Raw genomic sequence first — 10,587 nt, forward strand, 5'->3', positions numbered from 1 at the left:
AGCACGTCGTCCCTGACCGGCCTCGCGCCCGCGTCGGCGGCACCGGTGCGGGTGTTCAACAACAGTGAGGTCGCGGGCCTGGCCGCGCAGACCGCGAGCCTGCTCGAGGACGACGGGTTCACCATCAGCGAGACCGGCAACTACAGCGACGGACTGATCGCCACCACTTCCGTCTTCTACGGGACGGGCCGCGGCGAACAGGAGACCGCCGAAGCTGTCGCCGCGGCCCTCGGGGTGACCGCCCAGCCCCGATTCGCGGGTATCGCGGACTCCTCACCCGGTGTCATCGTCATCGTCACCTCGCAATGACGGCGAGCCCGGCCCGGTTATGATCGTGTGACTTTCCGGCATTTCGAAGGAGCGGTTTGATGGCCTCGAGTTCCACCCGTCGCATGTCCTGGCGTGTGCTAGCCCCGATCGTCGCGATCGCTGCGGTGGGCCTGAGCGCCTGCAGCAACAGCCAGGAGCCGTCCGACGTTCCCGGCACCACCCCGCCGGTGTGGACCGGTTCGTCGGCGCCGGAAACCGGCGCGCACGGCGAAACCCACGAGACCGCCACCAGCGGCGCATCCGCTCACGGTGCCGAATCACTGTCGGCCACCCTGCAGACCCCGACCGGCGGGGACGCGGGCACCGTGACATTCGCCGGCCACGGTGACGCCGTCGACGTGACGATCACCCTGGAGGGTTTGCCCGTCGGCTACCGGGGCGTGCACGTGCATTCGATCGGCAAGTGCGAACCCAACTCGACGGCGCCGACCGGCGGTGAACCCGGAAACTTCCTGTCCGCCGGCGGACACCTGCAGGCGCCCGGCCACACCGCCGTCCCGGAAAGCGGCGACCTCGGCGCGTTCGTCGTCGGCGCTGACGGCACCGCGACGGCCACCGTCACCACCACCGCCTTCACGATCGCCGATCTGGAAGGCCCTGACGGCACGTCCGTCGTTGTGCACGAGGAAACCGCCGGCGGCGCGCGTCTCGCGTGCGGCGTGATCGGCTGATCGGGGCACCAGTAATACGTTTCACAGCACTTCACCGCCCAGTGCCCGCGCGACCGGCAATCGGTCGTGCGGGCACTGTGGTTGGATTCGGATGTGTCTGTTGAGTTCCCCGGTTCGCCGCGCCCCACGATCGGTGTGGAATGGGAGATCGCGCTGGTCGACAAGTCGACGCGGGATCTGTCGAACACCGCTGCGGTCGTGTTCGACTCGGTCGAGGCGCATGCCGGACAGACCCCCCGGCTGACCAAGGAGTTCCTGCGCAACACCGTCGAGTTGGTCACGGACGTACACGACACGGTCGCCGAGGCCGTCGACGATCTGTCCGAGTCGCTCGATCTGTTGCGGGCCGCCGCGGATCCGCTCGGCGTCGACCTCATGTGCGCCGGAACCCATCCGTTCGCCCAGTGGACCGACCAGGTGGTGACCCGCACGCCCGACTACGACGAGATGATCGAGCGGACCCGATGGTGGGGACGGCAGATGCTCATCTGGGGCGTGCACGTGCACGTGGGCGTCTCGTCGGCGGAGAAGGTCGTCCCGATCCTCAACGCAATGCTGGTGAAGTATCCGCACCTGCTGGCGCTGTCCGCGTCGTCGCCGATCTGGGCGGGATTCGACACCGGCTATGCGAGCAACCGGGCGTTGATGTTCCAGCAGTTGCCCACCGCGGGACTGCCCTATCACTTCGCGAACTGGGCCCAGTACGAATCGTTCATCGAAGATCAGCTCAAATCGGGTGTCATCGGCAAACCCGGCGGCATGCACTGGGACATTCGGCCGGCGCCGAAGTGGGGCACCCTCGAGGTCCGGGTGTTCGACGGCATCACCAACCGCAGGGAACTGGCCGCGCTCGTCGCGCTCGTCCACTCCCTCGTCGTGTACTTCGACGAATGCCTCGAACGCGGTGAGGAACTGCCGACGTTGCAGCCGTGGCACGTCAAGGAGAACAAGTGGCGGGCCGCGCGGTACGGGCTCGACGCCGAGGTGATCCTCGACCCGGCGTGCAACGAGAGACTCGTCACCGACGACCTGCACGACCTGCTCGAACAACTGACACCGACCGCGGCGCGACTCGGCTGTGCAGACGAACTGGCGACGGTCGCGGACATACCCGTCGTCGGGGCCTCCTACCAGCGCCAACGTCGCGTCGCGGAGGCCAACGCCGGCGACCTCGTCGCGGTCGTCGATTCGCTGGTCGACGAGCTGCGTCACTGACGACGGCCGCGGTTCGGGCCATGTTCACCGGGTGTTTACCATCATCCGGTGTCGATGACGGAAGCCTCACCCGCGGAACTGGTACCGCGCCCCCGTGCCCACTGGTTCGTGCCGGTCGCGTTGAGCGGTGCGGTCGCCGGGATCGTGCTCGCCGAGATCGTCGCACGGTACGCCGGATTCACCGGCCCGCTGCCGGGACTGTTCGGCGACATCGCCGGAGTCCCACAGTCCGCGTCGGTTCCGTGGGCCGGGCTGGTCCTGGCGACGGTGGGCTTGACCGTCCGCGATCGCTGGCCGGCGCTCGGTGTCGCCGTGCTGATCGACACCGCATTCCTCGCCGACCGCTACCTGACCGGCGGGCCGCTCACCGTCGGGAACGGCCCGACGATCGTGCTGGGACTACTCGCCGTCTATGCGGTGACCGTGCTGACCGGCGAGACCCGGCGCGGCGCGCTCCGCGGAATCGGGCTCGGCGTCCTGCTGGTCCTGTCGGTGAAGATCGGGGATGCGTGGCTGAAGATCACCGTCCTCGCCGGCCCCGACGTGCTCGACGAGTACGTCCAGCTCGCCGATCATGCGCTCGGCAATCCGTCGTGGGTGGCGGGGCAACTCCTCGACCAGCTCGGCTCGCCCGCGTACGCGGTGCTGCATTGGGTGTATATCGAACTGCCCGTCGCGGCCATCGTCGTCGCCGTGTACCAGTTGCGCAATGTCGGCGCCGGGCGCCCGTGGCCGGCACATCACCTCGTGCGCACGTTCCTGCTCATCGGTCTGGTCGGACCACTGTTCTACGTGCTGTTTCCCGTGGTCGGCCCGGTGTTCGCGTTCGGTGACGCCGGCGACGGCTGGCAGATCGCCGACGCCTGGCCCTCGTGGGCCCCGTGGAACCCGCAGCCCGCGCCGATCCCGTTCGACGATGCGACTCCCCGCAACTGCATGCCCAGTCTGCACACCGCATGGGCGACGGCTCTGTTCCTGCATTCGCGCAGCGGCCCGCGGTGGCTGCGATGGACGGGCACAGGATGGCTGGTGTGTACCCTCGCTGCGACCCTCGGGTTCGGCTACCACTACGGCGTGGATCTGGTGACCGGCGCGGTGCTGGTGCTGACCCTGGAATCGGCGTTGCGCGACCCGGACCGTGGGTGGGGATTGTTCCGGATCAGGCTGGTCGCCGGCGGTGTCCTGCTCATCGCGGCACAACTCGTCGTCTACCGCTATCTGCCGGGCGTGCTGGCCCAGCACGCGTTGATCGCGGGTCCGCTGCTGCTCGGCTCGCTGGCGGCGATGGTGCTCGCGTTCCGCTCGGCGTTCCCCGCTCAGGAACCGGAAGTCGGCTCGTCGTCGGAGTCGATGAGTCCGTCACGTCCCAACTGTTCGCGGTAGGCGACCCGGCCGACCCGGTGCGCGATGACCGGTGCGGTGAGCACCATGAACATGCCTGCCAGTGCCAGCATCCAGATGTCGACGTTGCCGCGCAGGATCAGCATGGCGCCGCCCAGCACGAACAGCAAGCCGATCACCTGCGGTTTCGTTGCCGGGTGCATGCGTGAGAGGGTGTCGCGGAACCGGACGATGCCGATCGCGGCGGTCAGTGAGATGACCGTCCCGATCAGGATCAGAATGTGGCCGGCGAAGTCGATCGCGGTGTTCATCGGTCGTCACGCACCCGGAACCGGGCGACCGACACGGAACCGATGAACCCGACCAGCGCGAGCGCCACGATCGCCGGGGCGATCGTCGTATCCCCGCTGTAGACCGCCCACAGGGCAAGCCCGCACATCGCGATCGCGAGGATCGCGTCCACCGCGACCAGGCGGTCCAGCGACGTCGGACCGGCCAGCACCCGATATGTGATGAGTAGCGAGGAGATCAGCAGCAGAATGCCGCTGACGGTCAGTATCGTCGTCATGGCGTTTCCTCCGAGGAACTCTTCCACGCGCTGGGCTGCCAGTCGACGTCCCGCTCGAATGTGTGGATGAGCAATCGTTCGATGCGCCGCGCCGAACGATAGAAGTCGGCGACGGCACGGTCGGTGCTCACATCCAGCACATGGACGTACATGATCCGGCGGTTCTGGTCGATCTCGAGGACCATCGTGCCGGGAATGTTGTTCATGATGTCCGTCCACAGCGTGAGCACGAGATCGGACTTGATCGTCAGCCGGCAGCGCAGGACACCGGTCACCGGTGGCGGGGCCGGGCGGATCGCGAGCCAGGCGACCGCGATCGTCGACCGGATCGATTCGACGAAGATCACCACCGCGAGGTACGCGGCCGATCCCAGGTGCACGCGGCCTTCGACGGCCACTCTCGGCAGCGGCAACACCACCGAGACGAGTACCGCGACGGCGGCACCACCGAGCACGTTCGCGACGCTGAGATTGCCCCACAACAGCACCCAGACGAACGTCATCCAACTCAGGACGAACAACCGCAGGGCACCCGACCGTGTCAACCTCATCGTGGGCCTCCCAGTACGGCCTCGATGTAGACCGAACGATCCGTCAAGCCGGCCGCCGCGCGTTCGCTGATGTCGAGCAGCGGACCGGCGAACACGGTCAGCGCCAACCCGACCACGACGAGTCCGATGGTCGGAGCGAGCATCGCGAACGGCATCTTGCCGACGTCGGCGCGGTCGTCGAAGGCGATGTCCGCAGCGGACTCGTCGATCAGCGCAGACGGTGCGACGTCGGCCAGTTCACCTTCCGGTGCATCGGCGCGGGCCCGCCAGAACGCCTTCGACCACACACGCGCGATCACGTACAGGGTCAGCAGGCTGGTGACGACGCCGCCCGCGACGAGTGTCCAGGCCAGCACCGAACCATCCTCGGAACCGGCCTGCAGCAACGCGACCTTCCCGATGAATCCCGAGAACGGGGGGATACCGCCGAGGTTCAGGCCCGGGATCAGGAACAGGATCGCCAGCAGCGGGCTCGCCAGGGCCAGACCACCCAGCCTGCGCAGCGACGCCGACCCCGCTTGCCGTTCGATCAGTCCGACCACCAGGAACAACGTGGTCTGCACGAGAATATGATGCGCCACGTAGTAGACGGCGCCGGTCATGCCGGACTCCGACGACAGCGCGATACCGAAGATCATGTAGCCGATGTGGCTGACCAGGGTGAACGACAGCAGACGTTTGATGTCGTTCTGGGCGATGGCACCGAGGATCCCGACGAGCATCGTGAGCAGACCCGCGACGAGCAGCACATTGTCGAGTTCGCCGCCCGGGAACAGCAGCGTCTGTGCGCGGATGATGGCGTACACGCCGACCTTCGTCAACAGACCCGCGAACACCGCGGTCACCGGGGCGGGCGCGGTCGGATAGGAGTCCGGTAACCACGCCGACAGCGGGAACACCGCCGCCTTGATGCCGAACGCGACGAGCAGCACCCCGAAGATCGCCACGCGGGTACCGGACGGCACATCGTCCAGACGCACCGCCATGTGCGCCAGGTTCAACGTGCCGGTCGCGGCGTACGCGAAGGCCATCCCGACCAGGAAGATCAGCGACGACACCATCGACACCATGACGTACGAGACGCCGGCCCGAACGCGGTCCGCGCTCGCCCCCAACGTCAGCAGCACGAACGAGGCGGCGAGCAGCACCTCGAAACCGACGAACAGATTGAACAGGTCACCGGCGAGGAAGGCGATGTTCACGCCCGCAGTCAGCGCCAGATAGGTGGGCAGGAAGATCGACACCGGTTGCTGCTCGTCGCCGTCGTGGATGCCCTGCCCGACCGCGAACAGCATGACGGCGAGCAACACGATCGCCGATACCACCAGCATCAACGCGGCCAACCGGTCCACGACCAGGGAGATGCCCATCGGCGCTTCCCAGCCACCGACCTGCAGCACCGCGATTCCGTCACGATCGGCGAGGAACAGCAGTAGGGCTGTCACGATCAGGGAACCGGTCAACGCGGTCACCGTCACGAATCGTTGCGCGCGGGGTCGCCGGCCGAGGATCAGGGTGGTCGCCGCGGCGAGCAGCGGAATCAGGACGGGCAGGGGAATCAGTGCGGCTGCGGACAGCGTCATCGGCGGTCTCCCTTCGGTGCGGAGTTGCCGCTGTCCCGGTCGTCACCGGTGTTCGGGTCGTTACCGCCGGTGTCGTCGTCGGCATGCACGTCCGTGTACGCCGAGTCGGTTTCGTCGTCGAAGTCGCCGTCGTGCAGGTCCTCGTAGGCTTCGAGATCCTCGATGTTGGTGAGCGCGTCGAGCGGGATCGGATTGCCCTCGGCGTCGAATGCGTCGCCGCTCTTGCTCGGCTCACCGGTCAGCGGGTCGTCGGAGCGGTCTCGGTCCGGTGCGTCGGCGGGGGCCCGCCGGCGCGACACCCTGGTGTCCTCGGGGTCGTTCTCGACTTCGTCACGTGCCCGGATCGTGTAGGACCGGTAGGTCAAGGCCAGAACGAACGCCGCGATACCCATGGTGATGACGATGGCGGTGAGGATCATCGCCTGCGCCAGTGGATCGGACATCGAATCGTGCAGATCGTTGGAACTCCCGACGATGGGTGTGCTACCGGACGGGCCGGCGAGCGTGAGGATCAGCAGGTTGATGCCGTTGCCGACGAGCAGCAGGCCCAGCAACATCTTGATGATGCTGCGTTCGAGCAGCAGATAGACACCGGTCGCCGTGAGCACACCGACGGCCGTGAGGAGAGCGATGTTCGCGCTGTTCACCGGGGGCCTCCGATCGTCTCGGCGTCGAGTCGTGCCCCCAGGCTGCGCAATACATCGAGGACCAGACCGACCACGATGAGGTACACACCGAGGTCGAAGAACATGGCGGTGACCAGCTTGATGTCGCCGAGCAGCGGCAACGTCAGTTCGATGGTCGCGGACGAGAGCGCGGGCGCACCCAGGAACAACGAGGCCAGCGCGGTGCCCGCCGAGAAGGTCAGCCCGAGCCCGAGAATCTTTCCGGCGTCGATGGGCACGGCCTCACCGAGTTCGTAGCGGCCACCGGCCAGATACCGCAGAACCAGCGCGAGCCCTGCGACGAGACCGCCCGCGAAGCCGCCGCCGGGAGCGTTGTGCCCGGCGAAGAAGAAGTACACCGACAACATCATCATCGTCGGGAACACCAGGCGGGTCGTCACCTCGAGGATCAGCGACCGATGCCGCGGATCGATGAAGTCGCCGCCGAGCAGCCAGGTCCGTTCCGTGCTGGCATTGACGGCGTCGAGTTGCGCGGTGGGTGCGTCGGCGACGCGCGGTGCCGTCCCGAACCGGCGGGTGCGGAACACCAGGCTCGCGACGCCCGTTGCCGCGACCAGCAGCACCGAAATCTCACCCATGGTGTCCCACGCCCGGATGTCGACGAGCAGCACGTTCACCACATTCTTGCCGTTACCCAGGTGGTAGGCGGCGTCCGGGAGCAGCAGCGACACCGGGTCGGTGCTGCGCGCAGCGACCGCGTACGCGCCGATCGCGGTGACGGCGACACCGACGGCGATGCCGAGGAGCGCGCGGGGGAGGCGTTTGCCGACGTCGACCGACCGGTCCGCTTCGGCGGGAAGTTTGCGCAGGACCAGCACGAACACGACGAGGGTCACCGTCTCGACCAGGAACTGGGTGAGTGCGAGATCCGGAGCGCCGTGCAGCGCGAACAGGACACCGAGACCGTACCCGGTCAGGCCGACGACCAGCACCCCGGCGAGACGGTTGCGCAGCACCGTCGCGGCCAGTGCGCCGGCCGACATGATCAGCACGATCGGGACCTGCCACGGGGTGTCCCACAACCGGATGGCGGGTGCGGTATCGGGGCCGAAGGTCAGCAACAGCACCGTGGGCAGGACCACGAGGGTGACGAGGATCGTCGCCTGCGTCAGCGGCAGCGAACCGCGCTGCGTGGTGCCGGTGAGCCGCATCGACAGGGTGTCCATACCGCGCAGGGTCGCGTCGTAGATGCGGTCGGCGTTGCCGAGCGGCGGGTGCTCGAATCGCAGCCGTGCGACAGTGCGCTGCGCCAGGTACATCGCAATACCGCCGACGACCACGATCGCGGTCAACCCCAGCGGCACCGTGAACCCGTGCCACAACGCCAGGTGATAGGGGTAGTCGAGGCTCGACGGCAGGGTGTCGGCGTACGGACTGAGCAGCGCGTCGATCCACGGTGCGGCAAGTCCGCCGGCCAGCCCGCCGAGTGCCAGTGCGGACGGTGACGCCAACAGCAGCCAGTCGGGGGCGTGGAACTTCTGGACGGCGGGGCTCGGCCGCTTGAGTTGCTTGCGGCCGAACGCCCCCCAGATGAATCGGATGCTGTAGGCCAACGTCAGGATCGAGCCGACCACCATCGCGGTGATCGTCGCGATCCGCGCCCACACCGGCAATGCGTCGGCGACCAGGATCGATTCGAGTGCGGCTTCCTTGCCGACGAATCCGAGGAACGGTGGGAGACCGGCCATACTCATCGCGGCGAAGATCGCCAGCAGCGCGAGGTACGGGGCTCGCTTGCCGAGATGAGCGAGCTTGCGAATGTCGCGGGTGCCGGTGGAGTGGTCGATGATGCCGACGACCATGAACAGACACGCCTTGAACATCGCGTGCGCGACCACCATCGTCATGCCGGCAAGCGCGGCCTCGCGGGTGCCGACACCGACCAGCATCGTGAGGAAGCCGAGTTGGCTGACGGTGCCGAACGCGAGGATCAGTTTCAGGTCGAACGCGCGCAGCGCCCGCCACCCGGCGAGCACCATCGACACCAGCCCGAGGGTGATGACGATCGGCCGCCACGGCGCCGCATCGGCGAATGCCGGGGCGAGCCGAGCGACCAGATAGATGCCCGCTTTGACCATGGCAGCGGCGTGTAGATAGCCGGACACCGGTGTCGGTGCGGCCATTGCGCCCGGTAGCCAGAAGTGCAACGGGACAACCGCGGACTTGGACAGCGCGCCGATGAGCACCAGCACGATGGCGGTGCCGGCGAGCCAGCCGTGCGGTGCGGATTCGACGACCGCGGACAGGTTGTAGCTGCCGGTCAGTTGACCGAGGATGATGATGCCGACCAGCATCGCGAGCCCACCGGCGGTCGTCACCAGCAGCGCCTGGGTCGCTGCGCGGCGACTGGATGCACGCTCCGCGTAGTGGCCCACGAGCAGGAACGACAAGATCGTCGTCGTTTCCCAGAAGATGTACAGCACCAGCATGTTGTCGCTGGTGACGAGCCCGAACATGGCGCCGGCGAATGCGACCATCTCGGCGGCGAAGATGCCGAGGCGCGGTTCGTCGTCGGTGAAGTACCGGGAGCAGTACACCAGGATCAGCGCGCCGATCCCGAGAACCAGCACGGACATGATCGAAGCCAGGGCATCGAACCGCAGGTCGATGTCCATCGAGATGGCCGCCGCCCACGTGATGTGGACGCGCTGCTCGGTGCCCCAGTTCGCGATGACCCAGCCGAGGCTCGCGAGCGGCACCAGCGACAAGGGTAGGAACGCGTTTCTCCCCATGACTCTGACCAGGGGCGGCGCGAGGACGGCCGCCACCGCGTGGGCGATGAGTATGGCGAGCAAAAGGCACTCCGTCGGGGTCGGGCCTGGCGGCGGGGTGTAACAGGTTGCAAGTGTGGGCGGAACACACGGTTACATTTGTGCGCGCGGCACACGGCCGAAACAGGGATGCCCCGAACTGCATGCCGTTCGCCAATACGGCAAATCGGATTGCGGCCATCCTACCGGCACGCTTCGCATCGTTGCGAACCGGTGGGTGATCGATGTGTCCGCATTTTCCGTAGAGTGCGGTCGTGACCTGTGAATCCGGCGCACTCGGCCGTCCCATCATCCGCACGGCGGCGCTCGCCCTCGTCCGTGACCGCCGGATGCTGCAGACCCGATCTGCCGGGGCGACCGTGTTCTACATGGCGGGCGGCAAACTCGAACCCGGCGAGACCGCCGAGCAGGCGCTGCACCGGGAGGTCCGGGAGGAACTCGGTGCCGGGCTGCGCGGTGTCACCGAACTCGGGGTTTTCGAGGCGATCGCCTACGGTCACCCGGCCGGCACCCGGTTACACTTGACCTGCTTCCGCGGCGACCTCACCGACGACCCGCAGCCCACCGGGGAAATCGCCGAACTCGGCTGGTTCACCGTCGCCGAGTACGCGGCGCAGCAGGAGGTCGCACCGGGATCGATGCTCGTGTTCGAGCACCTGCGCGCGCTCGGCGTCATCGACTAGGCGATCAGCGCACCTGCCACGCGCATACCGCGCCGGTCGCCACCAGCGCACCCACGACCACGGTCGTGTCCGCGGGGATCGACCACACCGCCCCGACAAGCGGAAGTGCCGCGAACGGCAACACCACACCGAGTGCCGCGACGGGCGCCGACCCCGGCAGCACCGACCCCAGCGCGAGGCCCGTACCC

At 67.5% G+C, this 10,587-nt stretch carries 11 protein-coding genes and 1 pseudogene; 5 read left to right on the forward strand and 7 right to left on the reverse strand.

The window, feature by feature from the left end; translation table 11 throughout:
• The 4 genes from WAX14_RS17380 to WAX14_RS17395 form a co-directional block, all read left to right on the forward strand.
• Positions 1-309: LytR C-terminal domain-containing protein (locus WAX14_RS17380; RefSeq protein ID WP_422629299.1), on the forward strand; the 309-nt coding region annotated here is incomplete at its 5' end.
• A 59-nt stretch (positions 310-368) separates the two neighbouring features.
• Positions 369-1,001 (forward strand): superoxide dismutase family protein, encoded by a 633-nt coding sequence (locus tag WAX14_RS17385; protein ID WP_422629300.1) that lies wholly within the window; start codon positions 369-371, stop codon positions 999-1,001.
• Between the two features lie 93 nt (positions 1,002-1,094).
• Positions 1,095-2,216: a glutamate--cysteine ligase gene (locus tag WAX14_RS17390; RefSeq protein ID WP_422629301.1), complete on the forward strand. Its 1,122-nt coding sequence runs from the start codon at positions 1,095-1,097 to the stop codon at positions 2,214-2,216.
• 54 nt (positions 2,217-2,270) lie between these two features.
• Positions 2,271-3,599: a DUF5933 domain-containing protein gene (locus WAX14_RS17395; RefSeq protein WP_422629309.1), complete on the forward strand. Its 1,329-nt coding sequence runs from the start codon at positions 2,271-2,273 to the stop codon at positions 3,597-3,599.
• Here WAX14_RS17395 and mnhG read toward each other — a convergent pair.
• The 6 genes from mnhG to WAX14_RS17425 are packed head-to-tail and all read right to left on the reverse strand — an operon-like array spanning position 3,533 to position 9,740.
• Positions 3,533-3,868, reverse strand: coding sequence for a monovalent cation/H(+) antiporter subunit G (mnhG, locus tag WAX14_RS17400; RefSeq protein WP_422629302.1), 336 nt, complete (start codon positions 3,866-3,868; stop codon positions 3,533-3,535). The genes WAX14_RS17395 and mnhG overlap by 67 nt on opposite strands.
• Positions 3,865-4,125 carry a monovalent cation/H+ antiporter complex subunit F gene (locus tag WAX14_RS17405; protein WP_422629303.1) on the reverse strand — a complete coding sequence of 87 codons (261 nt, stop codon included), beginning with the start codon at positions 4,123-4,125 and terminating at the stop codon, positions 3,865-3,867. The genes mnhG and WAX14_RS17405 overlap by 4 nt, the downstream gene beginning before the upstream one ends.
• The gene (locus WAX14_RS17410; RefSeq protein WP_422629304.1) at positions 4,122-4,676 is read right to left on the reverse strand and encodes a Na+/H+ antiporter subunit E; all 555 of its coding nucleotides are present in this window, start codon (positions 4,674-4,676) and stop codon (positions 4,122-4,124) included. The genes WAX14_RS17405 and WAX14_RS17410 overlap by 4 nt, the downstream gene beginning before the upstream one ends.
• Positions 4,673-6,259, reverse strand: a complete 1,587-nt coding sequence (locus WAX14_RS17415) for a Na+/H+ antiporter subunit D (RefSeq protein WP_422629305.1) — start codon at positions 6,257-6,259, stop codon at positions 4,673-4,675. Before WAX14_RS17415 ends, WAX14_RS17410 begins: the two co-directional genes overlap by 4 nt.
• Positions 6,256-6,906, reverse strand: a complete 651-nt coding sequence (locus WAX14_RS17420) for a Na(+)/H(+) antiporter subunit C (protein ID WP_422629306.1) — start codon at positions 6,904-6,906, stop codon at positions 6,256-6,258. The genes WAX14_RS17415 and WAX14_RS17420 overlap by 4 nt, the downstream gene beginning before the upstream one ends.
• Entirely contained in the window at positions 6,903-9,740 is a 2,838-nt protein-coding gene (locus WAX14_RS17425) for a Na+/H+ antiporter subunit A (protein WP_422629307.1), read from the reverse strand. The genes WAX14_RS17420 and WAX14_RS17425 overlap by 4 nt, the downstream gene beginning before the upstream one ends.
• Positions 9,741-9,970: 230 nt before the next feature.
• Between WAX14_RS17425 and WAX14_RS17430 the strand changes: the two genes are divergently transcribed.
• Complete coding sequence (locus WAX14_RS17430; RefSeq protein ID WP_422629308.1) at positions 9,971-10,399, forward strand: NUDIX hydrolase; 429 nt, start codon at positions 9,971-9,973, stop codon at positions 10,397-10,399.
• Positions 10,400-10,403: 4 nt separating this feature from the next.
• On the opposite strand, the pseudogene WAX14_RS17435 reads toward WAX14_RS17430, so the two are convergent.
• Positions 10,404-10,587: pseudogene (locus WAX14_RS17435) on the reverse strand (hypothetical protein); the annotation flags it as partial.

It is taken from the genome of Rhodococcus sp. (in: high G+C Gram-positive bacteria) (assembly GCF_049299235.1).
Classification (GTDB): Bacteria; Actinomycetota; Actinomycetes; order Mycobacteriales; family Mycobacteriaceae; genus Rhodococcus.

Excerpts from the sequence above, each read along its gene's own strand:
- WAX14_RS17410 (WP_422629304.1), bottom strand. The coding sequence starts at position 4,676 with ATGAGGTTGACACGGTCGGGTGCCCTGCGGTTGTTCGTCCTGAGTTGG.
- WAX14_RS17395 (WP_422629309.1), top strand. The coding sequence starts at position 2,271 with ATGACGGAAGCCTCACCCGCGGAACTGGTACCGCGCCCCCGTGCCCAC.
- WAX14_RS17405 (WP_422629303.1), bottom strand. The coding sequence starts at position 4,125 with ATGACGACGATACTGACCGTCAGCGGCATTCTGCTGCTGATCTCCTCG.
- WAX14_RS17415 (WP_422629305.1), bottom strand. The coding sequence starts at position 6,259 with ATGACGCTGTCCGCAGCCGCACTGATTCCCCTGCCCGTCCTGATTCCG.
- mnhG (WP_422629302.1), bottom strand. The coding sequence starts at position 3,868 with ATGAACACCGCGATCGACTTCGCCGGCCACATTCTGATCCTGATCGGG.
- WAX14_RS17385 (WP_422629300.1), top strand. The coding sequence starts at position 369 with ATGGCCTCGAGTTCCACCCGTCGCATGTCCTGGCGTGTGCTAGCCCCG.